The following is a 26,706-nucleotide window of genomic DNA, read 5'->3' as shown; positions in this document are numbered from 1 at the left end:
CCGTGTCGAGGTGCTCGTCCTCGTGAAGATGTGATGACCGATATGCGGCGATCATCTGGGTGCGCCGGGCGCGGGAAACCAGGGAGCGCAAGGCGAGGGGCTGCTGGGTCAGCCTCAGGGCGCGAAGCTCGACCCGCACGGGGCCTATCTGCAAGGCTTGATCGACGCCGACCGCGACATCACGCTGGCCGAAATGCAGGCGAGCTGCCTGAGGAGCGCGGCGTGAAGGCCGCCATCGGCACGCTCTGGAAGTTCCTCGACCGGCGTGGCCTGACCATCAAAAAAAGACCGCGCTCGCGTCGAGTTTGGTCCCCCCGAATTCGACGACCAATTTCGAGAGCGCATAGGATGGCAGGAGCGAAGCGGCGCCATCACTGTCGCGTGACGCGCCGTGATGAATTTCGCGAAGGGCTCAACCCGTCCTACGCTTGCTCAGCTCAGTCCGCGGGCGTCACCAGACTAACGCGCATATCCTTCGCGACGTAGACACATGTGTCATCGGCAAGCACGCGGCCATTCGCAATTCCGAGAGTCAGTTTGCCGCGTCTCACCTGACGCATATCCACCTCATAGCGCACGCGTTTGATGTCTGGCGTGACATGCCCGCTGAGCGTCACCTCGCCAACGCCGATGGCTCGCCCTTTGCCTGGCGAGCCCGACCAGCCAAGCCAATAGCCGATCATCTGCCACATGGCGTCTAGACCGAGAGATGCTGGCATCACCGGGTCGCCGAGGGCATGGCACGTGAAGAACCAAAGGCTCGGGGTGATGTCCAGCTGGCCGACGATCTGGCCCTTGCCGAATTCGCCGCCATTCAGGGTGATTTCTGTGATCCGATCCATCATCAGCATCGGCGGCGCGGGCAATTGTGCATTGCCCGGACCGAAATAGCCGCCCTCGCTCGACCTGAGCAGATCATCCTTTGTGTAGGATGTTTGCGGTGTGTGAAACGCATGCGGCGGGCTGGGCAAGACGACAAGACCTCATGGTGGACGCTCGGCAGTTGGCCGGTAGGCAACCTCGCTGAAGTTGTATGGTGTTGTGTATGCATGCTTTGGTCAAGGTGCGAGATGCCGCGCACCTGTTCGAGTATGGGCGACCGGAGCCGTAGTTCAGAGTAGCCTTGCAAAGCTCCCGGATTTCGCAACGGCTCTATCCGGGCCACGCCGGGTCAGCTTCTCCTATGTAGCTTGCCCGTCCTCATGAAGATGTGATGACCGATATTGGGCGACTCTTCGCGACGTGATCGGTTGCGAGCTTTGTTGTTCGCGGCATCAGACCGGATAGTCACAGTTGATCGCTAAAATGGCGCGCGACGTCGACCCGTCGGCGCGCTCCCACCTTGGTGCGTGCGCATCCTCAAGCCAATGAGCCCGCGATGCCGATCCAATTCCGCAAGACCTCAATCAGATCTCGCAAGCGAACACTGGGACTGGCCGCCTTCGGCCTGATCGTGGACGCGATCGTCAGCCATCCCCGCGTCGACGTGCCGGCGATGGTGAATGTCGCGATGATGTCGCGCTTTGCCATAGCGCCTGTCATGGCGTCGCTCGGCGGTCTCTCATGGACGACCAGCACAGGTTCGAGCGACACCGTTGCGCCGACGCCGGTGATGAGCGTGGATCATGTGACACGGATGTGCGCACGGGCGCATGGCAGCGCCAGCTGATCGACAGCCGGATCTCTTGAACAACAAGGCCCGGATGAAGCAGGGGCTTCATCCGGGCCTTGTTGGATCAGATCGTGTGTGGACTCAGGCGACGCGCTTGATGGCGTCGCTCAGGATCGAAACGATCTCGTCGATCTGGTTCTTCTCGACGATGAGGGGCGGCGACATCGCGAAGGCGTCGCCGCTCTGGCGCAGATAGAGTCCGCGGTTGAAGCAGTCGACCATGACGTCATAGCCGCGCGCAGCCGGTGCATCCTTGCGGGGTGCAAGTTCGACGGCGCCCATCAGGCCGCAATTGCGGATGTCGATGACATTGGGCAGGTCCTTGAGCGCGTGCAGGCTATCGCGCCAGTAGTCGGAGAGCGAGGCACCGCGCGTCAGCAGTCCCTCGCTCTTGTAGATGTCCAGCGTCGCGATGCCCGCGGCGCAGGCGACCGGATGCGCCGAATAGGTGTAGCCATGGAACAGCTCGATCTGGCTTTCCGGCCCGGTCATCAGCCCGTCGTAGATCTTGCGGCTGGCGAACACGGCGCCGCAGGGCACGGTACCGTTGGTGATGCCCTTCGCGGTGGTCATCAGGTCCGGCGTCACGCCGAAATAATCTGCGGCGAACGGCGTGCCGAGGCGGCCGAAGCCGGTGATGACTTCGTCGAAGATCAGCAGGATGCCGTGCTTGGTGCAGAGCTCGCGCAGGCGCTGCAGATAGTTCTTCGGCGGCGGCAGCACGCCGGTCGAACCGGGCACCGGCTCGACGATGACGGCGGCAATGGTGTCGGCGCCATGCAGCGCGACCAGACGCTCGACGTCGTCGGCGAGTTCGGCGCCGTGCTCCGGGAGGTCCTTGGAGAATGCGTTGCGTGCGAGATCGTGGGTGTGGCGGATGTGATCGGTGCCGGGCAGTTGGGCTGACGAGAAGGCGCGGCGGTTATTGACCATGCCGCCGACGGAGGTGCCGCCGAAGCCGACGCCGTGATAGCCGCGTTCCCTGCCGATCAGGCGCGTGCGCGAGGCCTGGCCGTTGGCGCGATGATAGGCCAGCGCGATCTTCAGCGCGGTATCGCCCGACTCCGAACCGGAATTGGTGAAGAAGATGCGGTCGAGGCCGGCGGGTGCGATCTCGGCCAGACGATTGGCGAATTCGAAGGCGAGCGGATGGCCCATCTGGAACGCGGGGGCGAAGTCGAGGGTGGTAAGCTGCTTCTCAACGGCGCTGGCGATCTCGCGGCGGCCGTGGCCGGCATTGGTGCACCAGAGGCCAGCCGATCCGTCGATCACCTTGCGGCCGTCTTCGGTGGTGTAATACATGCCCTGCGCGGATGCGAACATGCGCGGTGCCGCCTTGAACTGGCGGTTGGCCGTGAACGGCATCCAGAACGACTCGAGTTGTAGCGTGTTCGGAATCTGATGAACGGTCACGGCGCGGCTCCCTTGGCTGATTCAGCATCTGGATCATGTTCGCCCGAATGCAACAAGTCCTTTTCTCGATCTGATTAACCTGTTGATTTTATTGAATGGGCCGGGTCATATTTGTTCGATCCGAAACACTCGCAACAGGGATTTGGCGTGACCATCGATCTAGGCGAACGGCTGCGCTTCGTGCGTGGGCGTCACAAGCTGTCGCAGCGTGAGCTGGCCAAGCGCGCGGGCGTGACCAATTCGACGATCTCGCTGATCGAGTCCAACCAGATGAACCCGTCGGTCGGCGCGCTCAAGCGTATTCTCGATGGCATTCCGATGGGGCTCGCCGACTTCTTCGCCATCGAACCGGACCGGCCGCGCAAGGCGTTCTACCGCTCGGATGAGCTGACCGAAATCGGCAAGACGCCAATCTCCTATCGCCAGGTCGGCGACAATCTGTTCGGCCGCAGCCTGCAGATCCTGAAGGAGCGCTACGAGCCGGGCAGCGACACCGGACGGGTGCCGCTGGTGCATGACGGCGAGGAGGGTGGCATCGTGGTGTCAGGCCGGCTGGAAGTGACCGTCGATGAGGAGCGCCGCATCCTCGATCCCGGCGATGCCTATTATTTCGAAAGCCGCCGTCCGCATCGCTTCCGCTGCGTCGGCGCGAAACCCTGCGAAGTGATCAGCGCCTGCACGCCGCCGACGTTTTGAGGACCTAAACCGCGTCGGGGCTAACGGGAGGTATCGATCCCTCGCATCAACAGGTCGATACTGGCATCGGTGAAGACCGCGACGTCGATCTGCCTTCGCGTTCCAAACAACAGTGACCACACGGTCAACAGCAGCGCCGGGCTCATCACGATTTCGGTGAATGTGCTTGCCTGCGACGGGCGGAATTCGCCAGCCGCGACTCCCGCTTCGATCACCATTCGGAACTGGTCGATGACGGGCCGCATGAACTCGTCATAGTGCCGGTCCACGAGGTCGGGGAAGCGGGAGCCGTCGGCGATCAGGAAGCGGAGTGTTTCGCGGAAAGGTCTGTCCTCGGCAATCTTGCGATAGACGAAGACCATGAGCGCACGCAGGCGTGCGTTGTATGATCCTTCCAATGTCCCGGCATAGCTTTCCAGTTCGGGAAAGAACGCCTGGGACTTGTATCGGATCATCTCGTCGAACACGCGCTCCTTGGTTTCGAAATAGAAATAGATCGTGCCCTTGGTGACGGAGGCGCGGGCGGCGACATCCTCCAGCCGGGTGGCGGCATAGCCGTTTTTGGCGAATTCCTCGAAGGCCGCGTCGAGGATCTCGATCGGTCGTTCCGCTTTTCGTCGGGCGCGCTTCTTCAGCTCAGCATTCATGGGACCAGGATAATCGATCCCCGGCAGGGCTGCTATTGACTTTTGAGTCAGTCAATAATAGTGAGTGATTGCTCACTTAACACGCGCGGTCAAATGCATAGTGCTTTCAAAATGATGTCTCCGTTGCCAGCCGATGCGGCCGGCACCGCAGATCGGCGACGCAAGCTGATCGAAACCGTGGCCACAGCGAAAGCGACACTGATTGCCCATCAGGCGCCCGACCGGGCGAGGGCTGCATGATGAATGCGGATAGTGACGCATCGCCGCCGCGGCTGTTCCGCGGTGCCCGTGTCCGGATGAGCGTTCTCGGTCGTGAGCGGCATCCCAAATACGGCGATCGCCAGGGAGTCATCGTGGGCCGCGGCTCGCCGAGCAGTTGGCGGGTGAAGTTCGACGAGCGCACGACCGTCCAGGCGATCCACCGGGACTACCTCGAACTCGTCGCTCAACCCGCGGCGGCATCCCTTCAGGTCGCCCTGCGACGCGGTTCTATGGACGGGGCGTCGAACCCGTGAGCGCTCTCCTGACCGAACATGTCATGCATGGCTACCATTGGCGGCCGTCGGTTTCGTTGCTTGTCGCTGCGGCGCTGAGCCTTCTGGTGGCCGGATGTTCGTCGCTGCCACGGACGCCGCATAGCGCCGCGGATGCATCCAGTGCGCGCGTCCTCGATCTTACGGACCTGCGCCGTTATGCGGACGAACCGGCCTCGACGTTCCGAAGCGGTCAGAACCAGGTCGTGTTGCGGGGGCCTCGAACCTATCTGGCGCTGTCCGGAGGCGGGGCGGACGGCGCCTATGGCGCCGGCGTGCTCAATGGCTGGACCGAGGCAGGGACGCGCCCGTCGTTCTCGATGGTCTCCGGTGTGAGCACCGGCGCACTGATCGCGCCCTTCGCGTTTCTCGGTTCCGACTATGACGCGACCTTGCGTGACGTCTACACCAGCGGCGTTGCCGCGAGCCTGCTCGATGCACCCAATCCGTTCAATGCGATCTTTGGTTCGGGCCTGTTCGGCAACACGCGGCTACGCGAGCTGGTGGCGAAGTATATCGACGAGACCTTCGTCGCGGCTGTCGCAGCCGAACACGCGAAGGGGCGGATGCTGTTCGTCGTCACGACCAACCTGGACTCCCAGCGGACCGCCATGTGGGACATGGGACGGATCGCTTCGCTGCGTACGCCCGAAGCACTGAACTTGTTCCGGGATGTTGTCGCGGCTTCGGCGAGTCTGCCCGTGGTGTTTCCGCCGATGCTGGTGACCGCGGAGGCGAACGGCAAGCGCTTCGAGGAGATGCATGTCGATGGCGGCGTCACTGCGCCTGTCCTGACATTGCCGGAGGCTTTCCTGCTGCGCGACGCCACATTCGCCAGGGCAGAGAAGCTGCAGCTCTACGTCCTGATCAACAACAAGATCGAACGGGAATTTCAGGTCATTCCCAATTCCACCATCGAAATCGCTGCGCGGGCGTCATCGACCGTGACGAAGATTCAGACACGGTCCATCCTTTACAACACCTATGCCTTCGCCCGCCGCAACAAGTTCGGATTCAATCTGACCTATATCGAGGGCGATCGACCGCCATCGCCGATGTCCGGCTTCGACACCGCCTATATGCGCGCGCTGTTCCAATACGGTTATGAGAGGGCGCGGGGCAACCGTCTCTGGTCGAAATCCCCGCCCTCCGACGATCAGGATGCCGTGGCGGCGTCACACAGAGCAATCACGCGGCAAGTCGCAAGCGGCAACTGATGCGCGATGCGACTTTCAAACCCGGCACATGCGTGCTGAAACAGGAGTGACCTCATGAGACTTTCCATGCTTCGCAAGATCGTTTCGCCCCGCCGGCTTGCCCTGGTGTCGATCCTGCTCGTCGCCGCCTCGGGTTCGGCGGCGGCGCAGTCGCCGCCGTTCACAGGCCTTACCGGATCCTGGGCAGGCGCGGGAGCGATCTCGCTGTCCGACGGATCGAAGGAGCGGCTTCGCTGCAAGGCGACATACCAGGTCAGCAATGGCGAAAGGCGGCTTCTGCAGAGCTTGCGTTGCGCGAGCGACAGCTACCGCTTCGATCTCAACAGCGACGTGGTCAGCCAGGATGGCACCATCGCCGGAACATGGAGCGAAACCAGTCGCGGAATCAGCGGAAGCATCGCGGGCAGGGAGTCCGGAGGCCTCATCTCGGCCGTCATCGACGCGCCGGGATTCTCGGCCAGCCTGTCGCTCTCGACGCGCGGCAACAAGCAGTCTTTCTCGATATCGTCCGAAGGCGACATCCGGAACGTCACCATCAATATGAGCAGAAACTGATCGGGGGATCGCGTCGCAGCGATCGCAGGCGTTTCGCTATGTTTTCTCGTTATCGTCCGGCGATTGTCGCGCTGCATGGTGGACGTGGAGGATTTCAATCGTGTCTGCTGTCACGCGATAGAAGACGACATAAGGATAGCGGCCGAGCGGTGCGGCGCGAACATGCGGGCGATCGGGAACGAGGCGGGCACTGTCTGGCCATCGTGCGATGCGCGCGACGACAGCCTGGATACGCCGTCCGACAGTGGGGGCGATCGCCGGATAATGGGCGATAAGCCAGTCAGCAATCTGATCGATGTCTGTGAGAGCTTCGTCGGTATAGACGACCTTCATCAGCGGCGGAATTTGGCGAAGGCGGCTTCGACATCAGTCACGGTGGCAAACCGGCCAGCATCGGCAGCCCGCAATCCGCGATCGATGCCGGCAAGTTCTTCCGGCGTTGGCTGATACGCGTCCCCCTTCACGCCGGCTTCAAGCTCGCGGGCATAGGCCGCCAGCTCGTCCTGCACATGTGGCGGCCACGTCTCGACGCGTTCCAGGATATCGGCAAGGGGCTTGGTTTTCATGGCGTCAAGGTATCACGACGGAGACACAACGTCACGGGGATGCCCTGAGGAATCCACCCGACCCACCTGAATTTGAATGGCTGCCCGCGTGCCAAATCTCTATGCTGTGGGCATGTCGCGATTCATGTGTCTATCGATTGCTCTCGTCCTGTCGCTCACCTCCGCCGCTGCGCTGGCGGCGCCGGTGAAGAAGAAGCCGCAGCAATGGAAGGGCTACGGCTTCCTGCCGGGCTATCACCAGCCGCTGAACAACAGCGTTCCGCTGTTCATGCAGAAGCGCGCGGACCTGCGCATGGCCAAACGCGATCGGCGCCATTGGTACATCGACCGTACCCCGGTCTATTATCGCTGGTCCGACGGCGAGAAGTATTATTTCGGCCGGCCCGGCTTCTATCGCGGCCAGTACAATGGCGGCAGCATGGGCCCATGCTGGACGCGAACCCCGATCGGACCGATCTGGAATTGCGGCTAGGCGAGGCGGCGCATGTCGCAGCGCCGGATTCCTGTGAAAGCTTTCGGTCGACATTGTCGCGACCCTCATTAAATCATCGCTGCGACTATCTGTTGCTCCGGTTTGATCGCGGCGGAGCTCAAAAGCGCCGCGAAATCAAAATCAACGAAAGCACATTTCGAGTTCCGGCCACTATCTTCGCCTGACAGGACTTTGGTTCAGGGGCGGAGATATCAGTGGCTAAGATTTCACGACGTGATGTGTTGGCAGGTGGCGCGGCCATGCTTGGGTCGCTTGGCGCATCCGGGGGGACGTTCGGCCAGCAGCCCACTGAGAGTTTCGATCTCGTAATCCGGGGCGGCGAGGTCATCGACCCCAGCCAGAATCTGCGCGGCATTCGCGATATCGGCATCAAGTTCGGGCAGGTCGCCGCCGTTGAGCCGAGCATTCCAGCGGAGCGCGCAAAGCAGAGCATCGATGCCAAGGGCAAACTGGTGACGCCCGGCCTCGTCGATCTTCACACCCATGTCTATCCCTATGGGTCGGCGATCGGCATTCCGCCGGATGAGCTAGTGCCGTTCTCGGCGACGACGACCTATGTGAGTGCCGGAGATGCCGGCGCCAACACATTTGCCGGATTCAAGCGCGATGTCGTCGGGCATTCGCGCAGCCGGCTGTTTGCCTTCGTGCACATCTCGACCATCGGCCTTGCGGGCTTTCCCGTCGGCGAGTTGCTGAATATCGATTACGCCAATGTCGATGCCGCGGCGCGCACGATTGCGGAAAATCCCGATCTCGTGCTCGGCGCCAAGGTGCGCGAGACGCTGGCATTCGTCGGCAATAACGGTATCGAACCGCTGAAGCGCGCCATTCTGGCCGTCGAACGCTCGGGCACCAAGGGGCGGGTGATGTGCCACATCGGCAATGCACCGGGCGATCTGTCGGTGCTGGTCGATACGCTGCGTCCCGGCGATATCCTGACTCATCCTTACAGCGCACTCGGCAACAACACGGTGCAGAACGGCAAGGTGCTTCCCGCGCTGTTGGAGGCCAAGAAGCGCGGCGTCATCATCGATGTCGGTCATGGCGCCGGCAGCTTCGACTATGACATTGCCGAGGAGGCGATCCAGCAGGGGCTCGTGTTCGATACGATTTCCAGCGACGTCCATGTGGCCGCGGCGAACACGCCCAGCAGGCCGTATTTGCCCTGGGTGCTCAGCAAGTTTCTCGCGCTCGGCTTCTCGCTCGACCAGGTGATCGCGGCCGCCACGATCAAGCCGGCCAATGTCATCAACCGCGTGCCGAAACTGGGCACGCTGCAGGTCGGCGCGCCCGCCGATGTCGCCATTCTCGAACTCGTCGAGGGGCCGATCGAACTGCTCGATACCTCGAACAAGCCGCGCACCGGCAAGGCCTATCTAAAGGCGGTTCAGACCGTGCGCGGCGGGGTCCCGTTCGGACGGCCGTATTCTCTGCCGTTCTCGGCAAACTGACGAGAGCGGCGCGGTGCCCGGGTGAGCGAAGCGACAACCGGGGCTATGCTGGCCCGGCTATGGTGCCGCACGCTGACGTCCTGCTGGAATTTACCGCCGCCGGGGAGGGGGACGGCGATCGCGCTTCGGCACGCTGGTCTGCCCTGCGTCTGCCGCGCGCTCAAGGCACCTGCCACGGCTTTCGAGAAAACAGCCATCCGGTCTAGGCTCGCACCAACCGAATCTCGAATTGGACGTGCGACATGACATTGGCGATGAGCTGGGACGAATGGGCCAAACACGACGCCGTGGCGCTGGCCGCGCGCGTGCGCAAGGGCGACCTGACGCCGGCCGATCTGGCGGCGCAGGCCGCCGCCGGCATCGCCAGCACCAATCCCGCGCTCGATGCCGTCGTCGAAGTGTTCGACGACGTCGTCGCCGATCCTGCCAAGGACGGTATGAATGCCGAGGGCGCGTTCGCTGGCGTTCCTTACCTGATGAAGGATCTCGGCCCGACCCTGAAGGGACGGCTGCAGGAATTCGGCTCCATGATCATGCAGGGGCATCGCCCCGCGCAGGACAGCTTCCTGACCGGCAAGATCCGGGGCGCCGGGCTCAACATCATGGGCCGCAGCACCACGCCGGAATTCGGCGTCTGCAGTTCTGCCGAGAACAAGCTCTATGTCACCCGCAATCCCTGGGACACCGACTACACCACCTGTGGCTCCTCCGCCGGCTCTGCGGCGATGGTCGCGGCCGGCGTGCTGCCGATCTCCCACGCCACGGATGGCGGTGGTTCGATCCGCATTCCCGCAGGTGTGAACGGCCTGATCGGTCTGAAGGTCTCGCGCGGCGTCTATTCGCTGGCGCCCGCGCTGTCGGATCTCTCCGGGTTGGTCTCGATCCAGGGCTGCGTCAGCCGCAGCGTGCGCGACACGGCTGCCTTCGTCGACAATTGCCGCGGCGGCGCACCCGGCGAATTCATGCCCTTCTGGTCGCCGGCCGAACCCTATAGCGAGTTGATCAAGCGCGACCCGGGCAGACTGCGCATCGCGCTGTCGCATGAGTGGGGCGACTACAAAGCGCCGCCGCATTTCGTTGCCGAACTCGAGCGTGTCGGCAAAATGCTCGAAGGGCTCGGCCATCACGTGGAATGGGCGCTGCCGGAGGTGGATTTCCGTAACGCATTTGCTGCGCAGACGACCTGCTACATCAGTAATTTCGCGCAGGTCATCGCCGGTCATCTGGCGCGGCTCGGTTTGGATAAACCGACCACCGATCTGCTGGAGCCGATCAATATCAAGATCTGGGAGAGCGGGCTGAACACTTCCTATGCCGAGCGCAACGCGATGCAGGCGGTGTTCAACACGACCTCGCGGGCCTTCGGCGCGTTCTTCGAGCGCTACGACATCATCCTGACGCCGATCACCGCCAAGCCGACGCCAAAGGTCGGCACATCGGAATATCTCACCACCAGCACCAATCCGTCGGTGCATGACTGGTTCGCCAATCTGTGGAAGAATTTCGCCTATACACCGCTCGCCAATCTGTGCGGCATCCCCGGCATCTCGCTGCCGCTGGCGGCGCAGGAGAACGGACTGCCGCTCGGCATTCAGGCGCAGACGCGTCAGGCCAATGACGGCCTGCTGCTGCAACTGGCCGCGCAGATCGAGCGCGTGATCGACGGCAAGTGGAACGGCGGCAAGCTGCCGGCAAAGCATGTCAGCCGGCAATAGGCGCGTCGGCAGATACTGTCTTCGTCACGCAAAAGGTACGTGACGCACGGATATCGAATGGATCGAACATGGTTTCAAGCTTACCGGCTCCCGTGTCCCAGTCGGTCGTTGCCAGGCTGACGCGGGCAGCGATATTCCTGGTCGTGACGATCAATCCCGGACCGGCCCCCGAGAAGGCGGTTCGTGGCTTGTGCGGCGACCTGTCCAGCCTGTTGCGCGGCGTGGGCTTCCGCAATCTCAACGGGCAGTTGTCCTGCATCATGGGGGTCGGCTCCGAGGCTTGGGCTCGGCTGTTCGGAGCGCCGGGTCCGAAAGACCTGCATCCGTTTCGCGAAATTCGCGGCGTGCATACCGCCGTTTCGACACCCGGCGACATCCTCTTTCACATCCGCGCGGCGAGCATGGATCTCTGTTTCGAGCTGGCGACGCACATCATGTCGCGGCTCGCCGACGCGGTTTCGGCCGTGGACGAGGTGCACGGTTTCAAATTCTTCGACGACCGCGATCTGATCGGCTTTGTTGACGGAACTGAAAACCCTGTCGGTCAGGCCGCTGACGCGGCCACCCTTGTCGGCGATGAAGACCCCGGCTTTGCCGGAGGCAGCTACGTGATCGTGCAAAAATATCTGCACGACGTCGCGCGATGGAACAAGGTGCCCGTCGAGGAACAGGAGAACATCATCGGCCGGCACAAGCTGTCCGATATCGAACAGCGCGATTCCGAGAAGAAGCCGTATGCGCACAATGTCCTGACGTCGATTGAAGAGAATGGGGAGCAGCTTCAAATTCTGCGCGACAACATGCCGTTCGGCGAGGTAGGCAAAGGTGAGTTCGGCACCTATTTCATTGGTTACGCCCGTTCCCCGCAGCGCATTGAGAAGATGCTGGAGAACATGTTCATCGGCAACCCGCCGGGCACTTACGACCATCTGCTGGATTTCAGCCGCGCGGTGACAGGGACGCTGTTCTTCGTACCCACAGCGACATTCCTGGACGATGTCGATCCCGAGGCTTAACCGGTGTTCGCTTATCTGCCCGCGGCTTGCTGAAACAGGAGATTGTGCATGGGTGTCGATCTCTTGAATATCAAGGGGCTCAAAGAGATGGAGCATCAGGGCCCGGTCGTCATGGTCAATCTGATGCGCTTCCGCGAGCGTTCGCTCGACGGTGACGGGTCGGGCTGGGATGCCTATCTGCGTTACAGCGCGCTGACCGTGCCGATGATCAAGGCCCGCGGTGGCACATTGCTGTGGACCGGTGACGCCAAGGCCGTCGCGCTCGGCGAACCGGATCACCAGCAGTGGGACTATCTGGCGCTGGTGTATTATCCCTCCGTTGCAGCCTTCATCGAGATGATGACGTCACCGGACTATGAAAATCTCTGCGACCCGCACCGGACCAACGGCTGTGCCGAGCATGTGATCATTTGCACGAGCGAGGCTTACAGCAAGTTCAAGATCGGCTGAGGGGATCGACACCGGATTCCGACTTATTCGAGCCACCAAACCTCATATGAGCCGGGTGGCGATGAGGACGGAGATCACGAGCAGAACCGCGGCGATGACCACGACGAAGGGGAACATCGCGCGATAGGCGTCCCGCTCGTGGCCGGGCGTGCCGGCGAGATTGCAGACGATCGACATTCGCACCGGTGAGACCATGTTGAGCGACAGCGCAGCGGCATGCTGAAGCGCGACGACGGCGGCGACGTCGAGGCCGGCCTCGGTGGCGAGGCTGAGCTGCGAGGGCATGAACAACCCGTTGGCCGCATTGCCGCTATTGGCCAGCGCGCCGAACACGGCGGAGATCATCGGGGTGACCGTCACCGACCAGACCCCGAACGTGTCGTACATGCCGCGGGCGAGGCCGCCGGCGATGCCAGAGCGCGACAGCAGTTCGGCCATCATCGAGAACACGATCACCGTAAGGACGGCGAGCCGGCCGGTCTTCCAGGCGGCTGCGATCTCCGCAGGGAAGGCCCGCTGATGGCCGTGCAGCAGGGCGGTCAGCACGGCGGCTGCGACCAGCCAGGTGCCGGCGTGAAACAACGGCGCCCAGATAGGCACGCCTGCGAAAGGCTGGATGCTCCAGGACGACTGCAGGAGGTGATTGAGCGGCGGCACGAGGCGCGTCAGCGCGAGCCAGCCGATCAGCAGTGTGAATGGCAGCATGCGCCGTGCCGCAGCGGCGATCGCCGCGCGGTCCGGCTTTTCGTCGATCAGATAACGCAGCACGATGGCCGGCCCGAACGCCGCCAGCATCGCCGGCTCCGGCCCGAGAAACGCCGTCGCGACGATGGCGAGGCCGAGACTGCCGAGCAGCCAGACCGCTTCGCTGGCGCGCTCGCGCCAGTCGGCATGGATGCCGGCGCGCTCCGCCATGCGCCAGTAGATCGGCAGCCACAGGATGTTGAACACGAGGTAGATGAGGCTGGTGCGTAGCGCGAGCGCCGTGGGATCGGTCCGCGCGAAGGCGGCGCCGACCACCGCGCCGCTGCCCATGGCGCCCCACACGATCATGGTCTGGCTGATCAGCGAGAAGGCGAGAAGCTCGATCGGCTTCAAGCCGAGGCGGCGGATCAGCACCATCGTCCCCATGATGCCGATGCCGAAGCCCGTCGCGGATTCCGCGAAGGGGCCGATCAGATAGCAGGCGGTGAACAGCAGGCGGCGCCGCGCTCGCGCATCCGGCAGCGACGTCTCGACCGGCATGGCCGCGTCGCCAGGGCGGATCGCCATTTGCCAGAACAGCAAGCCGCCGAGAATGTAGGGCACGACGATCCAGCCGATCCATGCGCCGCGCAGCAGCGCCGTTCCAGCGTCAGCGATCCCGAACAGTTGCGGGGCGGTGGCCAGTGCGACCGCAAGTGCCGTGGCGAGGCCGATCAGCGAGGCGGGAAGCGTGCCGGCGAGCCCGCTCGCGATGGCGCCGATCACCGCCAGCGCGGGCAGCGCCCAGATCAGGTAAAGCACGTTCCGCCCCCAGGTTTCTCGTTGGGGGCTGGATGCGCGGGAAAGGCAGGGACGTCAACCGCGCTGCGCGCATAGGGCGCGTGCAACGTCGATCCGCCCAGCGCTTGCTGAACCGCAACGCGTTTTGCCCGACCAACCCATGGTGAGCGCTATCGAGACGCGGCGTCACTCAATCAGCCCCGGGAGAATGCACGTGACGTCGAAAGCATTGGTGATCGCGCTGGCGCTCCTGGCGTCTCCGGCATTCGCCGCCTGCAACGAGCCCGGGACCGGTACCAAAGACACGCCGATCTTTTCGCCGCCGCTCGGCGCCGTCGTCACCGGTACGGGGCGCCTGCAATTCCATTCGGCGCCAAGCGCGCATTGCGCGATGGCCGGTGTGTTTGTCATCCCCAGGGATCATCTGGTCGCTTATGCTGAAACGCGCGACGGGTGGACCTCGGTGATGTATGCGCGTGCGACGGGCGGCGGCGTCACAGGCTGGGTCAGATCATCCCGCCTGAAACACACCGGCACAGTCGGACCGCAATAGGCGACACGTTAGTTGTCGAAGCCGACGAACACCGTCGCTTCCTCGACCGACTTGCGTTCGGACACCACCGCATTGGCGGGAAAGCTGTCATCGGGCCATCCGAGCGCAATGCTTTTCATGATGACCTGATCGTCCGCAATCCCGGCATGCTCGCGCACCACCGGTGACTGCATGATGCCCTGGCTGTTGATCACCGCGCCAAGGCCGCGCGACCAGGCCGCGTTGACGAGCGCGGTCGCCACGGCGCCGCAATCGAACGGCGTATCGTCGCTGCCGTCCAGCACGCGGTCATAGGTCACGATCACGCAGACCGGCGCGTCGAACTGACGGAAGCCACGCAGCACCCAGTCCTGCCGCATCTCCTTGTCGTCCCTGGCGATCCCCATGGCCGAGAACAACTGCTTGGCGACGCCGACCTGCCGGTCGCGGTGATGACCCCCGAAAGCCTGACCGGTGCGAAATTCGCGTGACTGCGGGATACCTGCGATCATCCGTTCGGTGTTGCCGGCGCGGATCCTGTCGAGCGGCTCGCCAGTGACGACATAGAAATTCCATGGCTGGGTGTTCATCGATGACGGCGCGCGCATCGCAAGGTTGATGATTTCCTCGATCAGCTTTTTGGGAACCGGATCGGGTTTGTAGCCGCGGATGCTGCGGCGGCCGAGAATGACGTCATCGAACTTCATAGGCCTGGAATCTCCCGGGGGGCGTTTCTGAATTGGGCGGGATATTCCCGGTTTCCTGGGCCGTGTGCAAGATTGACGTGAGGGGCAGGAGGCGGTCGCCGTTCAGTTGCAGGGCGGAACAGCGAAGCGTATTCCGCTGCGCAAACATCTCGATGGTGGCGGATTACGCTTCGCCAATCCGCCCTGCGATTGCTAGTGTTGTTGTTCAATCCCATCATGCCGGGCCGAGGGCGATGAACACACGCAGCGATCATCTTGAAAAGCCAATGACGTTCGATGGCGTGACGCTCACGCCGCAGAAGGAAGTGGTCCGCGCCTTCTACAAGGATATGTGGGACCATGCGGACGTGACTTTGATCCCGCAAATTTTCCATGAGGATTTCACCTTCAGGGGATCGCTCGGACCGGTGCTGGTCGGACATGCCCAGTTCGCCGACTATGTCCGCTGGGTCACCGGCGTGCTGCAGAATTATACGACGGACATTCTCCTGATGATCGAGGAGGGCAATCGCGTTTCCGGCAAGGTCTACTTCCATGGCGTTCAACGCGAAGCGATGTTCGGCAATCCGCCGACAGGAAAGCTCGTTGGTTGGCTTGGAGCGCCTATCTTTTCGTTCGACGGGCCGAAGGTGCGCGACCTCTGGGTGCTCGGTGACATCTACAGCCTGCTCGGGCAGATCAGGACAGATGGCATGCAGGGCAACGAATTTTCCACGTCTCGGTGAGACTGGCTGAAGCGAACTTAACCCATCCGATTGAGTTCCTCTCCTGCAGCCACGTCCAGCGATCATGACCATGTGGCCAGACGTCGCGCTTGCCACATTTGCGATCTGGTTACTCGTTAACGTGGTAACACGCGGGCAATGCGGTACCCTGCGCATAACCATATGTTGTTACATTGTTGCGGATCGACATGAATCGCCGATCCGTGCTACCTCGCTCGCAGAGTTTGAAAGAGACGCTCAAAGTGACGATTTTCGCCCGCATCTTCCGCCATGGCCTGCTGCGCATCTCGCGCAGGGCGTTGGTGATGGTCGTGCTGGCGACGTACATGTTCGCCGGCGCCATGCACGGTCTCTGCGAATTCGATGTGACCAATCCGTCCGGAGCGACGATCGTCTCGCTTGCGGAGAAGGCGATCGGCCATTCCGACAAGGGAGTCGTCGCGGATAATCACTGCCACGGCTGCTTCTCTGTGACGGCACAGCCGCTTGTCTTCGCGGCGATGCCCGTCTCCATCGAGACCCGCACTGCGGTTTTCCATGATGTCGAACGTGGCAGCCTGCCGCGCGGGATCGATCCTCCCCCACCCAAATTCCTGACCTGACCGTCCTCGCCGGGCGCTTGGCGCCCAGACTCCGTCATTCGTCAGGTTTCCATCATGTTCTCGAAGATCGCCACGCGTTTTGCGTGCGCGGCTGTGCTGTTCGTCAGTTCGTCGCTGACGGGGGTAGCCCATTCGCAAACCCTCACCATGGGGGCTGCGCTGCAGCGCGCGCTTGCCGCCAGTCCGCGTCTGACAGCCGCCGAGCGTGACGTCGGGATCGCGCGCGGCCAGCGCATCCAGTCAGGCGCGCTGATCAATCCGGAGATTTCTTACGAGCAGGACAATTCGTTCGGTTCGGGCGCCTACAGGGGAACCCGCTCGGCGGAGACCACGCTGCAGGTCAGCCAGATGTTCGAGCTGTGGGGCAAGCGCGATGCGCGCATCGCTTCCGGTCAGGCGGGCCTCGATGCTGCGGGCATCGGACGCCAGGCCGTCCGGCTTGAAGTGCTGTCCGAGACCGCGATCGCCTTCGTGAGCGTGCTCGGCCTGCAGCGACGGATTCAGATTCTCGACGAACAGATCGAGGCCATCGACAAGATCTCGCCGCTGTTGCAGAGGCGCGTCGAAGCTGGCGCCTCATCCATCGCAGAGACCGGACGCGCCGAGGTCGCATCGGCACTGGTCAAGGCCGACCGTGAGCGCACCAGGTCGTCGCTCGCGAGCGCGCGCCGTGAACTGGCGATCCTGATGGGCGATAGCGCGCCGAAATTCGCGGCCGTCTCCGGACGGCTGGAAGCGACCGGCAAGCCGCCGACCTTCCAGTCGGTGGTCGCGGCGATTGATGCGAATCCGCAGCTCGTCCGCTGGAAGGCGATCTACGCGCAGCGCAACGCCGAACTGCTGCTCGCCCGGCTGAAGCCCTATCCGGACGTCACGGTATCCGCCGGATGGCGCCGCTTCAGTGAGACCGGCGACAACGCCGTTCGGCTTTCGCTGTCGGTGCCGATCCCGGTGTTCGACCAGAACCAGGGCAACATCCTCTCTGCGCAGGAAAGCCTCGCCAAGACCGCCGCAGAACGCCAGGGCAACCGCAACATGCTGATCGTGGTGGCGGGCCGCGCCTACGACTCGCTGCAGGGCTCGCTGCGCGAACTCGCCATCCTGCGCGAGACCGCGATCCCCAAGTCCAGGGACGCGGCCGACGCGATTTCCGAAGGCTACGGGCAGGGACGCTATTCGCTGCTCGAAGTGCTCGACGCGCAGGCCAGCGTCGCGCAGGCGCGCCTGCGCGAGCAGGAAGCCCAGCAGAATTTCCACGTTGCCGTCGCCACCATCGAGGGGCTGGTCGGCAATCCGTTTGCACTGGCGCGGGGGAGCGCACGATGAACAAGCCAATCATGGTCCTGGTGAGCGCCGCCGCGATCTTCGCGCTCGGCGCCGGCGTCTACGCCACCGCACCGAGCAAGTCCGACACGCAGACCGCGGCCACCTCCAAGGCTGCCAGGCAGGGCGACAAGGCCAAGGGTGAAAAGGCGAAGGGTGAGAAGGGGCACGACGAGAAAGGCCACGGTGAAGAGGGCGTCGTGGAAATGAGCGACGCGCGCGTCGCCTCGTCCAACATCGAAATCCTCTCCGCCAGAAGCGAGACGCTGCACGATTCTCTGGTGCTGAACGGCATCCTGCAGCCCAATCAGGAAACGCTGGTACAGGTGACCCCGCGGTTTCCGGGTGTCGTGCGCGAGATCAAAAAGCGCATCGGCGACACCGTCGAGAAGGGCGAACTCCTCGCGAAGATCGAGAGCAACCAGAGCCTGAGCGTCTATGAGATGCGGGCGCCGATCTCGGGGACGGTGATCGACCGCCAGATCTCGCTTGGCGAATATGCCTCCGAGCAGAAGCCGGCCTTCATCGTCGCCGACATCTCGACGGTGTGGGTGGATCTGTCCGTCTACCGTCGCAACCTGCCGCGCGTCCGGATCGGCGACAAGATCCTGATCGACGTCGGCGATGGCGGGAAGCCGATCGAGGCGAGCCTGTCCTACATCTCGCCGGTCGGTAGCAGCGATACGCAGAGCGCGCTCGCGCGCGCCGTCGTGCCGAATATCGACATGCGCCTGCGCACGGGCCTGTTCGTCTCGGCACGGCTGATCCTGTCAGCCAAACCGGTCGCGATCGCCGTTCGGGCGTCGGCGATCCAGACGGTCGAGAACCGCAGCGTCGTCTTTGTCCGCAGCGGCGACAAGTTCGAGGTGCGTGACGTCGAACTCGGCGCGCGCGACGCTGACAACGTCGAAATCCTGTTCGGACTGCTCGATGGCGACAAATACGCGGCGAAGAACAGTTTCATCGTGAAAGCGGAGCTCGGAAAGGGATCGGCGTCCCATGAACACTGAGCTCGCTCCGGGAATTCAACCATGATCGACAGGCTTCTCGCATTCTCCGTGCACCAGCGCTGGCTGGTCATGATCGCCGTGCTAATGATGGGCGCCTTCGGCGTCTGGAACTTCACACGCCTGCCGATCGACGCCGTCCCTGATATCACGAATGTCCAGGTTCAGATCAATACCAACGCGCCGGGCTTCTCGCCACTGGAGGTCGAGCAGCGCATCACGTTCCCGATCGAAACGGGGATGGCCGGCCTGCCGAACCTCGTAAACACGCGCTCGCTGTCGCGCTACGGCCTCAGCCAGGTCACCGTCGTGTTCAAGGACGGCACGGACATCTATTTTGCGCGCCAGCTGGTCAACGAACGCGTCCAGCGGGTGAAGGACTCGTTGCCGACCGGTATCGAGACGGCGATGGGGCCGGTCTCCACCGGCCTCGGCGAGATCTACATGTACACGGTCGAGGCGAAGGAGGGGGCGAAGAACGCCGAAGGCAAGCCTTACACGCCGCGCGACCTGCGGACCGTGCAGGACTGGATCATCAAGCCTCAGCTCCGCAATGTGCAGGGGGTCAACGAGGTCAACACCATCGGCGGTTTCGAGAAGCAGTTCCACGTGCTTCCGGATCCGGCCAGGCTGATGGCCTATCGCCTCAGCTTCCGCGACGTCATGACGTCGCTCGCCAATAACAATGCGAATGTCGGCGCCGGCTATATCGAGAAGAACGGCGAACAGTATCTGGTGCGCACGCCCGGACAGGTCGCTGACGTCGAGGAGATCCGGCAGATCGTCATCGGCTCCCGGAACGGCGTCCCGGTCCGCATCCTCGACATCGCGGAGGTCAAGGAGGGCACGGACCTGCGCACCGGCGCGGCGACTGTCGACGGCAAGGAAGTCGTGCTCGGCACGGCGATGCTGCTGATCGGCGAGAACGGCCGGACCGTCGCGCAGCGTGTCGGGCAGAAGCTGGAGCAGATCCAGAAGTCGCTGCCGGAGGGCATCTCTCTCCGCGCGATCTACGACCGCACCCATCTGATCGACGCGACCATCGCGACCGTCGAGAAGAACCTGGTCGAGGGCGCGCTGCTCGTCATCGTGATCCTCTTCCTCATCCTCGGGAATTTCAAGGCGGCCTTCGCCACCGCGCTCGTCATTCCGCTGTCCATGCTGTTCACCATCACGGGCATGTTCGAGAACAAGGTCAGCGCCAACCTGATGAGCCTCGGCGCCATCGATTTCGGCATCATCATCGATGGCGCCGTCATCATCGTGGAGAACTGCCTGCGTCTGCTCGCCCATGAGCAGGCGAAGCGAGGGCGCCTGCTCAGCCGCGAGGAACGCTTCGAGACGATCATCGAAGCGTCGCGCGAGGTCATCAAGCCCAGCCTGTTCGGCACGCTGATTATCGCCGTCGTCTATCTGCCGGTGCTCACGCTGACCGGTGTCGAAGGCAAGATGTTCGCGCCAATGGCGCTGACCGTGCTGATGGCATTGCTGGGCGCCAGCATCCTGTCGATGACCTTCGTTCCGGCCGCTGTCGCGCTGTTCGTGACCGGCAAGGTCTCCGAGAAGGAGAACTGGTTCATGCGCGCCGCGCGCCGGACCTATGTGCCGCTGCTCGATATCGCGATCCGTCTGCGCATCGTCGTGGCGGCTGCGGCCGTGGCGCTGGTCGTCGTGAGCGGATACGCCGCGACGCGGATGGGCGGCGAGTTCATCCCGAGCCTCGACGAGGGCGACGTCGCGATCCAGGCGATGCGCATCCCCGGAACCAGCCTCACGCAATCGCTCGAGATGCAGATGGCGCTCGAGCGGCGGCTATTGAAGATTCCGGAGGTGAAGGAATCCTTCGCACGTACCGGTACCGCGGAGGTGGCGACAGATCCGATGCCGCCGTCGATCTCGGACGGCTATGTCATGCTCAAGCCGCGTGATCAGTGGCCCGATCCTAAGAAGTCGAAGCTCGATCTGATGAAGGAGATCGAGGCCGCATCCGAGGAGGTCGCAGGCAGTCTTTACGAACTCTCGCAGCCGATCCAGCTGCGCTTCAACGAACTGATCTCGGGCGTCCGCAGCGACGTCGGCGTCAAGATCTTCGGCGACGACCTCAATGTTCTAGCAGGGATCGCGGGGCAGGTGCAGTCGGCGCTGCAGAACATCCCGGGCGCTGCGGACGTCAAGACCGAGCAGGTCGCAGGGCTTCCGGTGCTGACGGTCAAGCTCGACCGCAAGGCGCTGGCGCGCTTCGGCATCAGCGTGTCGGACGTGCAGAACCTGATCGAGATCGCCGTGGGCGGCAAGACCGCGGGCCTGGTGTTCGAGGGCGACCGCCGCTTCGATCTCGTTGTGCGCCTTCCAGACGAACTGCGGACGGATATCGAGGCGATCAAGGCGCTGCCGATCCCGCTGCCGCCGCTGGAGGGCCAGCCCAGCCAGAACAAGGCGATGCCGGCGGCGTTCGGCACCTCGCCGCTGGCCCAGATGCGCTACGCGCCGCTGTCGGAACTGGCGGAGATCTCGGTCGCGCCGGGTCCGAACCAGATCAGCCGCGAGGACGGCAAGCGCCGTATTGTCGTCTCTGCCAATGTGCGCGGACGCGACCTCGGCTCCTTCGTCGGCGAGGCGCAGCAGCAGATCGCGCAGAAGGTCAAACTGCCCGCGGGCTACTGGATCGGTTGGGGCGGCCAGTTCGAGCAGCTCGTCTCGGCAACGCAGCGCCTGACCATCGTGGTTCCGATCGCGCTGTTGCTGATCTTCCTGCTGCTGTTCATCAGCCTCGGCTCCGTGGCCGATGCGCTGCTGGTCTTCAGCGGCGTGCCGCTGGCGCTCACGGGCGGCATCTTCGCGCTGCTGCTGCGTGACATCCCGCTGTCGATCAGCGCGGGCATCGGCTTCGTCGCGCTCTCGGGCGTCGCGGTGCTCAACGGTCTTGTCATCATCACCTTCATCGCGCGGCTGCGCCTCGAAGGAAAAAAGGTGGTGGAGGCCGTGCGCGAAGGCGCGCTGACCCGCCTGCGGCCTGTGCTGATGACGGCGCTGGTGGCCTCGCTCGGCTTCGTGCCGATGGCGATCGCGACGGGGGCGGGGGCCGAGGTGCAGCGCCCGCTCGCGACCGTTGTGATCGGCGGCATCGTCTCCTCGACCATCCTCACGCTTCTCGTTCTTCCGGCGCTCTACATCCTGTTCCGCCGGGAATCGTCGCCTGCCCATGCGGAGGCGAAGCCTGTCCATGCCATCCACGGAGACCATTGATGAAGACAATCCTGCTCGTCCTATCCGCGCTGGTGCTGGCGGCTCCGGCGATGGCGCAGCATGCCCATCAGAAGGGGCCGAATGGCGGGCCCATGGAGGATGTCGCCGGCGTGCATGTCGAGATGATCGCTGCGGGGAAGGTGCTGACCTTCAACATCCTCGACGAGGCCAATAAGCCGCTCCCGGCCAGCGGTTTTTCCGGCGCCGTGCTGCTGGCATCCGGAAGCGACCGTGAGACGCTGCCGCTCGTCACCTCCGGGACTGCATTGAAAGCCGAAGCGAAGGGCGACATCGCCAAGGGCGCGTCGGTGAGCGTCACGTTGAAAACACCGGCCGGCAAGTCTGGCCAGGCCAGGTTCAAGAACTGAGGGGATCAATCCCGGATGACGCAAGAGCTTCATCCCGGCTGCGCCTGCTCGACCCAAACTACGCGCTATTTATCGCTATCGGATGCCATCAGCAGGAACTTGCGCTTCAGCGCGTTGACCCTGGAGACATAACCCGCAACGGAATGGTCGCCGCATCGCTCACTGGCCGTCATCTGGAAACGACGGCGTGCATAAGCGGTGGCGGGTCCTCCACCGCACAGATGGATGAAGGCGGCGAGATTCTGCACCTGTTGCGGGGTCGGCGCCACGCCGCCGGCGCGCGCGAGGACCGCGGCGACATTGCGGTCCAGATAGATCGATGCGAGCTCGGTGGCATGGCTCGGGATGGCACGAATATAGGGGCCGAAGCCGCAGCCCGTATCCTGAACCGCGTTCGCCCGGATGCAGAAGCGCGAAACTTCGGCATAGGCCGGATCGGTCATTTGAAAGAGACCGACGGCGCTGGATGCGGGCCGATAGATCGCGAACGGATTGAAGCTGAACCGCCAGCGCCAATAGGTACGGTCCAGGGGATTGCCGGAACTCTCGACCTGCGCCAGCGCAGCGAGCAATTCGGGCGTGATCGACCGGGTCGAAAAGGCGCGAAACAGCGGCCCGTAATGCCGCCACGTCTCGGCCGGCTCCTTGTCCAGCCTGTGGCCGACAAAGAATAACAACTCGGTCGGCTTGTGGACCACGTGATAGATGAGGTTGGACAGCACGAGGGTGACAAGCACGATTGCGACGGCGCCAGTGATTTGAATGGCGCGCGGCAGTTTCGCGAGCTTCCGTTGCGCCGAGCGCAGGCTGCGCCGCCAGCGACGACGGCATTTGGTGCTGAAGATGAATGGGCCCTTCGTCATGGCTGATGGCAGCGCGCTAATCCACCTGCGGCTGGCTGATGCCGAGCTTCTTGACGCGGGTGCGGACTGATAGCGGTGACCGCTTCAACCGGATCGCGATCTCGTTGACGCTGCGACCGACCGACAATTGCCGCCGCAATTCTTCGTCCTGCTGTGAGGTCCAGACAGCGTCGGATTTCTGGCTTAGTTTCATGAGAATTTATAATAGTCTGTAGCCCGGGTGAAGCCAACGGGTCGCGCGTAGCGCGCCCGATGATAAACTCCGCGTAATCCGGGCTACGCTTGCTTTCGCGATATGCAGTCCCCCCGCTTCACAGCGCCGGACGGCGAGCGGCCGGGTTTCGTGATGCGCGGGTCGCGATGGTTTCACCGGCAGCAAACATCCCGACGTTGGTGCATCCGATTACTGGTTCTGGATGGAGACGCTCATTCCGCTCAGGTCGAAATCGAACTGGAGGCCCAGTTGCTCGCCTTCCAGCGTCAGGACGACGCCCTTGGCGTTGCGCATCTGGATGGCGCGCCTGCCTGCGCCGACCGCCACACCTGCACCGAGCGCCGTATAAATGCCTTCGATGTCCGAAGCCTGATGCATATTTTGCGCCGCGCCGACCAGATCGGTCGAGGAGCCCCCAAACGTCAGGCCCGCGCTCACGCCGCCGATGCGAAACGGATACATCTCCCCACGGAAACTGAGGATTCCGCTCCCTGCCTGCGCTCCGATGAACCATCCGGCCTTGAAGAACTTGAAGCGGACTTTGCCGGTTTCCGCGTGAGCGGGCAGCGACAGTGCGGCGGACAGCAGAGTTGCGACGGTGAGACGCGTGAGGCAGCGAGCTATTTGAAAGCGCATATTGATATTCCGGTCATCGGGCTGCCGCGTGACGGCCCCGCGGCAACTAGATAGAGCATCGCAGGACTCGTCAATAACGTACGACGCGCGGTCGCCTCCCAACGGGCGCAACGTCCGACGTCAACGCGTGGCGCGCAAGTGCGACCTGTCCGCCGTAGCTCGCAGAGCGAAGGCGAAAGCGTATTGCGTCGATACGACGATGGCGGATTACGCAGCGCTCATCCGGCCACCGCTTGCCGATGGACATGCGACCAAAATTGTCATTATATCGCCGGAATGTCATCGCCTACCTGATGACACTGACGTGACGACGATACAGACCAACCGCCTAACCTGCAGCACTCATTCGCATTCGAAAGAACACGATGATAGGTCTCTCGCGCAGGACGACGCTGGTGAAGGCGACAGGTGCAGCCGGGGCGCCGGACGTTTCAGAGCGCACCATGATCGCGCGCCGCCAGCTCCTTCGTTTTTTCGCCGCTAGTCCTCTTCTCACGGCGACCTCTCTCGGCGCAATCACCACCCTGTTGACGGCTAACTCGCATCAAGCGCTCGCGCAGAGCTACGACGTGCTGCGCGGCTCCCGAAGAGCGTTCGGCCCGGACGGCATCATCACCGCTCCAGCCGATGCGCTGGACGTGTTTGAGTTCGAGCCGGCGGCGAAGAAGGCCGTGCTCAGCCAGGATGCGCCGGCCCACTGGGGCTACCTCCAGAGCGGCGTCGACGGCGACGTGACGCGCGACGCCAACCACACGGCCTTCGCGAAGTACAACATCCGCGTTCAGCGTCTCATCGACGCGCGGAAGATCGACACCAGCGTGAAAATCTTCGGCGAAACCTGGGCCAGCCCCATCTTCATGTGCCCGGTCAGCAGCCTCGGCGCCTACGATCCCGAGGCGGGGGTCACCGTGGCGCGCGCCGCTGCCAAGCGCAACCATCAGATGATTCTCTCGACGGTCGATAATGCGAGCGTCGTCGACGTCAACAGGGCGCACGGCCGGCCCGCCTGGTTCATGTTGTATCCGACCGATGACTGGAATGTGACGCGCGCGCTGGTGCAGCGCGCCGAGAGTGCGGGCTCTCCGGCGATCGTTCTCACGGTCGATCGCCAGGGTGGCCGCAACACCGAAACCCTGTTCCGCGAGCGGCGCCAGGACCTGCGCGAGTGCTCGGGCTGTCACACACCGGGCTTCACCAACGAGGTCAGCCGCAAGGCCAACTTCTCGGACATCGACGTTTCCAAGGTCACGAACCTCTACGGCACCGGGATGACATGGGAATTCGTCGATCGCCTGCGCGGGATCGTCAAGGGCAAGCTCGTGCTGAAGGGCATCATGACGGGCGAGGACGCCAAGGAGGCGTTGCGCCACGGCGTGGACGGCCTGATCGTCTCCAACCACGGCGGGCGCGCGGAAGAGAGCGGGCAGTCGACGATCGGTGTGCTGGCAGAGGTCGTGGATTCGGTGGGCGGGCGCATCCCGGTGCTCATCGACGGGGGCGTACGCCGCGGCACCGATGTCCTGAAGGCGCTCGCTTTGGGCGCCACGGCCGTCGGTATTGGCCGGCCATACGTGTGGGGCCTAGCGTCGTTCGGCGAGACCGGCGTGGACCGGGTGCTGCAGATCCTGGACGATGAGTTCATCACGATCATGCGGCAGGTGGGGGCGCTGGACATCAACCACATCACGCGGCGCTGCGTCACCAGCGCCTAGCCGTGCCCGACCTCTGGTGAATGAAGCGCGCCTCGTGCCTCGACAATGGCCGTGGACGGTTTGACCGCGTACTGCAAGACATCCAAGGGACTAGGGAAAACGCAGCGCGTAGGGTGCAAGTGCGAAGCGTATTCCGCCGAGAAACAGTGGCGGCGGATTACGCTGCGCTAATCCGCGCTCGCTTGGCGCAGCACTACGCGACGGACATTTTGGTAGTGATCGAGGAAGGGCACCGCGTTTCCGGCGAGGTGTTCTTCCACGGCATCCAGCGCGAAGCGATGTTCGGCCATCCGCCGACTGGCAAGCATATCGACTGGCTGGGCGCGCCGATCTTCACCTTCGATGGTCCCAAAGTGCGCAACCTCTGGGTGCTCGGCTTCCGGTGCGTCGCGAGGTCTTGAGCGAAGCAGCAGACGGCATTGTAGCTGTAGATCGCTGAATGTCCGCATCTGTCGCCCACGGGGTGGATTGCGGCTTTCTGAACCGGAGGTCGGCAGTTCGATCTCTCCGGCACCATCCGACCAATTACTTCGTCCTCGCGGTCTCCGGGCGCCATCGCTGCAGCGCTGGGCTATTCGTCCCAAACCGCGTTCGCCCCGGCGTTCCGGAAGCTGACGGGCGAAACTCCGACCGATTGGCGCCGACGCGTTGTCTGACGGCAATCGCTCTGCAGGTCGAGCAATCGCTCTGGCGCAGAAGGACGCCTGCTTCACTAGAAATCATCGTGCCACGTCAACGACAGGAGACGAACGATGACCTCGAAACGCGTCGTCAGTGGGCTTGCGAAGCTTCCCGACGGAGGGTGCTTGCGACCACGCTTACGTATGCGATTTCGCTAGTCGTCAACTTCACGTCGGCCGCC

The 26,706-nt window shown here is 63.3% G+C and carries 30 protein-coding genes; 20 read left to right on the top strand and 10 right to left on the bottom strand.

What is annotated here, in order from left to right:
* Positions 1 to 437: 437 nt before the first annotated feature.
* On the bottom strand, positions 438 to 971 hold the full coding sequence (gene fabA, locus AB7813_RS05800) for a bifunctional 3-hydroxydecanoyl-ACP dehydratase/trans-2-decenoyl-ACP isomerase (protein WP_120292461.1): 534 nt from the start codon (positions 969 to 971) through the stop codon (positions 438 to 440).
* A 407-nt stretch (positions 972 to 1,378) separates the two neighbouring features.
* Between fabA and AB7813_RS05795 the strand changes: the two genes are divergently transcribed.
* Entirely contained in the window at positions 1,379 to 1,669 is a 291-nt protein-coding gene (locus AB7813_RS05795) for a hypothetical protein (protein ID WP_089264020.1), read from the top strand.
* 84 nt (positions 1,670 to 1,753) lie between these two features.
* On the opposite strand, the gene AB7813_RS05790 is transcribed toward AB7813_RS05795, so the two are convergent.
* Positions 1,754 to 3,085, bottom strand: a complete 1,332-nt coding sequence (locus AB7813_RS05790) for an aspartate aminotransferase family protein (RefSeq protein WP_439061675.1) — start codon at positions 3,083 to 3,085, stop codon at positions 1,754 to 1,756.
* A gap of 147 nt (positions 3,086 to 3,232) precedes the next feature.
* Between AB7813_RS05790 and AB7813_RS05785 the strand changes: the two genes are divergently transcribed.
* Complete coding sequence (locus AB7813_RS05785; RefSeq protein ID WP_089264656.1) at positions 3,233 to 3,781, top strand: cupin domain-containing protein; 549 nt, start codon at positions 3,233 to 3,235, stop codon at positions 3,779 to 3,781.
* A 20-nt stretch (positions 3,782 to 3,801) separates the two neighbouring features.
* Here the strand turns inward: AB7813_RS05785 and AB7813_RS05780 are convergent, their stop codons facing one another.
* Entirely contained in the window at positions 3,802 to 4,428 is a 627-nt protein-coding gene (locus AB7813_RS05780; RefSeq protein ID WP_120292463.1) for a TetR/AcrR family transcriptional regulator, read from the bottom strand.
* Between the two features lie 236 nt (positions 4,429 to 4,664).
* On the opposite strand from AB7813_RS05780, the gene AB7813_RS05775 reads away from it, so the two are divergent.
* From AB7813_RS05775 to AB7813_RS05765, 3 genes are all read left to right on the top strand, one after another.
* A complete protein-coding gene (locus AB7813_RS05775) occupies positions 4,665 to 4,943 on the top strand; it encodes a hypothetical protein (RefSeq protein ID WP_439061674.1) in 279 nt (92 codons plus the stop codon).
* A 23-nt stretch (positions 4,944 to 4,966) separates the two neighbouring features.
* On the top strand, positions 4,967 to 6,178 hold the full coding sequence (locus AB7813_RS05770; protein ID WP_439084226.1) for a patatin-like phospholipase family protein: 1,212 nt from the start codon (positions 4,967 to 4,969) through the stop codon (positions 6,176 to 6,178).
* A 66-nt stretch (positions 6,179 to 6,244) separates the two neighbouring features.
* Positions 6,245 to 6,733, top strand: coding sequence for a hypothetical protein (locus AB7813_RS05765; RefSeq protein ID WP_089264023.1), 489 nt, complete (start codon positions 6,245 to 6,247; stop codon positions 6,731 to 6,733).
* A gap of 36 nt (positions 6,734 to 6,769) precedes the next feature.
* On the opposite strand, the gene AB7813_RS05760 is transcribed toward AB7813_RS05765, so the two are convergent.
* Both AB7813_RS05760 and AB7813_RS05755 read right to left on the bottom strand, forming a co-directional pair.
* Complete coding sequence (locus AB7813_RS05760; protein WP_120292466.1) at positions 6,770 to 7,066, bottom strand: type II toxin-antitoxin system RelE/ParE family toxin; 297 nt, start codon at positions 7,064 to 7,066, stop codon at positions 6,770 to 6,772.
* The gene (locus AB7813_RS05755; RefSeq protein ID WP_089264025.1) at positions 7,066 to 7,299 is read right to left on the bottom strand and encodes a hypothetical protein; all 234 of its coding nucleotides are present in this window, start codon (positions 7,297 to 7,299) and stop codon (positions 7,066 to 7,068) included. Before AB7813_RS05755 ends, AB7813_RS05760 begins: the two co-directional genes overlap by 1 nt.
* A 112-nt stretch (positions 7,300 to 7,411) precedes the next feature.
* Here AB7813_RS05755 and AB7813_RS05750 point away from each other — a divergent pair, with 112 nt between their 5' ends.
* The 5 genes from AB7813_RS05750 to AB7813_RS05730 all read left to right on the top strand — a co-directional run bounded on the left by AB7813_RS05750 (position 7,412) and on the right by AB7813_RS05730 (position 12,424).
* Entirely contained in the window at positions 7,412 to 7,771 is a 360-nt protein-coding gene (locus AB7813_RS05750; protein ID WP_089264657.1) for a hypothetical protein, read from the top strand.
* Positions 7,772 to 7,986: 215 nt separating this feature from the next.
* Entirely contained in the window at positions 7,987 to 9,243 is a 1,257-nt protein-coding gene (locus AB7813_RS05745) for an amidohydrolase family protein (protein ID WP_089264026.1), read from the top strand.
* A gap of 242 nt (positions 9,244 to 9,485) precedes the next feature.
* Entirely contained in the window at positions 9,486 to 10,958 is a 1,473-nt protein-coding gene (locus AB7813_RS05740) for an amidase (RefSeq protein WP_439083376.1), read from the top strand.
* A gap of 68 nt (positions 10,959 to 11,026) precedes the next feature.
* The gene (locus AB7813_RS05735) at positions 11,027 to 11,974 is read left to right on the top strand and encodes a Dyp-type peroxidase (protein ID WP_439083377.1); all 948 of its coding nucleotides are present in this window, start codon (positions 11,027 to 11,029) and stop codon (positions 11,972 to 11,974) included.
* Between the two features lie 48 nt (positions 11,975 to 12,022).
* Positions 12,023 to 12,424, top strand: a complete 402-nt coding sequence (locus tag AB7813_RS05730; protein ID WP_439077340.1) for a DUF1330 domain-containing protein — start codon at positions 12,023 to 12,025, stop codon at positions 12,422 to 12,424.
* Positions 12,425 to 12,466: 42 nt separating this feature from the next.
* Here AB7813_RS05730 and AB7813_RS05725 read toward each other — a convergent pair whose 3' ends face one another.
* Positions 12,467 to 13,930, bottom strand: coding sequence for an L-lactate permease (locus tag AB7813_RS05725; RefSeq protein ID WP_439077339.1), 1,464 nt, complete (start codon positions 13,928 to 13,930; stop codon positions 12,467 to 12,469).
* 187 nt (positions 13,931 to 14,117) lie between these two features.
* Between AB7813_RS05725 and AB7813_RS05720 the strand changes: the two genes are divergently transcribed.
* The gene (locus tag AB7813_RS05720) at positions 14,118 to 14,462 is read left to right on the top strand and encodes a hypothetical protein (protein WP_439077338.1); all 345 of its coding nucleotides are present in this window, start codon (positions 14,118 to 14,120) and stop codon (positions 14,460 to 14,462) included.
* A gap of 8 nt (positions 14,463 to 14,470) precedes the next feature.
* Here the strand turns inward: AB7813_RS05720 and AB7813_RS05715 are convergent, their stop codons facing one another.
* Entirely contained in the window at positions 14,471 to 15,148 is a 678-nt protein-coding gene (locus AB7813_RS05715) for a nitroreductase (RefSeq protein WP_120292480.1), read from the bottom strand.
* A gap of 266 nt (positions 15,149 to 15,414) precedes the next feature.
* Here AB7813_RS05715 and AB7813_RS05710 point away from each other — a divergent pair, with 266 nt between their 5' ends.
* The 6 genes from AB7813_RS05710 (at position 15,415) to AB7813_RS05685 (ending at position 22,419) form a co-directional block, all read left to right on the top strand.
* Positions 15,415 to 15,873 carry an ester cyclase gene (locus AB7813_RS05710; RefSeq protein WP_439058547.1) on the top strand — a complete coding sequence of 153 codons (459 nt, stop codon included), beginning with the start codon at positions 15,415 to 15,417 and terminating at the stop codon, positions 15,871 to 15,873.
* A gap of 242 nt (positions 15,874 to 16,115) precedes the next feature.
* Positions 16,116 to 16,475, top strand: a complete 360-nt coding sequence (locus AB7813_RS05705; protein WP_439083378.1) for a hypothetical protein — start codon at positions 16,116 to 16,118, stop codon at positions 16,473 to 16,475.
* A 54-nt stretch (positions 16,476 to 16,529) separates the two neighbouring features.
* On the top strand, positions 16,530 to 17,801 hold the full coding sequence (gene ihpA / locus AB7813_RS05700) for a divalent metal ion exporter subunit IhpA (protein WP_439077335.1): 1,272 nt from the start codon (positions 16,530 to 16,532) through the stop codon (positions 17,799 to 17,801).
* The gene (gene ihpB, locus AB7813_RS05695; RefSeq protein ID WP_439083379.1) at positions 17,798 to 18,808 is read left to right on the top strand and encodes a divalent metal ion exporter adaptor subunit IhpB; all 1,011 of its coding nucleotides are present in this window, start codon (positions 17,798 to 17,800) and stop codon (positions 18,806 to 18,808) included. Before ihpA ends, ihpB begins: the two co-directional genes overlap by 4 nt.
* Positions 18,809 to 18,829: 21 nt before the next feature.
* Positions 18,830 to 22,051, top strand: a complete 3,222-nt coding sequence (locus AB7813_RS05690; protein ID WP_439083380.1) for an efflux RND transporter permease subunit — start codon at positions 18,830 to 18,832, stop codon at positions 22,049 to 22,051.
* Positions 22,051 to 22,419 (top strand): hypothetical protein, encoded by a 369-nt coding sequence (locus tag AB7813_RS05685; RefSeq protein ID WP_439083381.1) that lies wholly within the window; start codon positions 22,051 to 22,053, stop codon positions 22,417 to 22,419. Before AB7813_RS05690 ends, AB7813_RS05685 begins: the two co-directional genes overlap by 1 nt.
* Positions 22,420 to 22,484: 65 nt before the next feature.
* On the opposite strand, the gene AB7813_RS05680 is transcribed toward AB7813_RS05685, so the two are convergent.
* The 3 genes from AB7813_RS05680 to AB7813_RS05670 form a co-directional block, all read right to left on the bottom strand.
* A complete protein-coding gene (locus AB7813_RS05680; protein WP_439083382.1) occupies positions 22,485 to 23,282 on the bottom strand; it encodes a lytic transglycosylase domain-containing protein in 798 nt (265 codons plus the stop codon).
* 16 nt (positions 23,283 to 23,298) lie between these two features.
* On the bottom strand, positions 23,299 to 23,475 hold the full coding sequence (locus AB7813_RS05675) for a hypothetical protein (protein ID WP_439071931.1): 177 nt from the start codon (positions 23,473 to 23,475) through the stop codon (positions 23,299 to 23,301).
* Between the two features lie 210 nt (positions 23,476 to 23,685).
* Positions 23,686 to 24,234, bottom strand: a complete 549-nt coding sequence (locus tag AB7813_RS05670; protein ID WP_439083383.1) for a hypothetical protein — start codon at positions 24,232 to 24,234, stop codon at positions 23,686 to 23,688.
* Between the two features lie 341 nt (positions 24,235 to 24,575).
* On the opposite strand from AB7813_RS05670, the gene AB7813_RS05665 reads away from it, so the two are divergent.
* From AB7813_RS05665 to AB7813_RS05655, 3 genes are all read left to right on the top strand, one after another.
* Complete coding sequence (locus AB7813_RS05665) at positions 24,576 to 25,844, top strand: alpha-hydroxy acid oxidase (RefSeq protein WP_439083384.1); 1,269 nt, start codon at positions 24,576 to 24,578, stop codon at positions 25,842 to 25,844.
* A gap of 146 nt (positions 25,845 to 25,990) precedes the next feature.
* A complete protein-coding gene (locus AB7813_RS05660; RefSeq protein ID WP_439083385.1) occupies positions 25,991 to 26,245 on the top strand; it encodes an ester cyclase in 255 nt (84 codons plus the stop codon).
* Between the two features lie 114 nt (positions 26,246 to 26,359).
* Positions 26,360 to 26,500, top strand: a complete 141-nt coding sequence (locus AB7813_RS05655) for a helix-turn-helix domain-containing protein (RefSeq protein WP_309946277.1) — start codon at positions 26,360 to 26,362, stop codon at positions 26,498 to 26,500.
* The last annotated feature ends 206 nt before the right edge of the window (positions 26,501 to 26,706 follow it).

Source organism: Tardiphaga sp. 20_F10_N6_6, from assembly GCF_052076045.1.
In the GTDB taxonomy this organism is placed as follows: Bacteria; Pseudomonadota; Alphaproteobacteria; order Rhizobiales; family Xanthobacteraceae; genus Tardiphaga; species Tardiphaga robiniae.
This window is presented reverse-complemented; position numbering and strand designations above follow the sequence as displayed.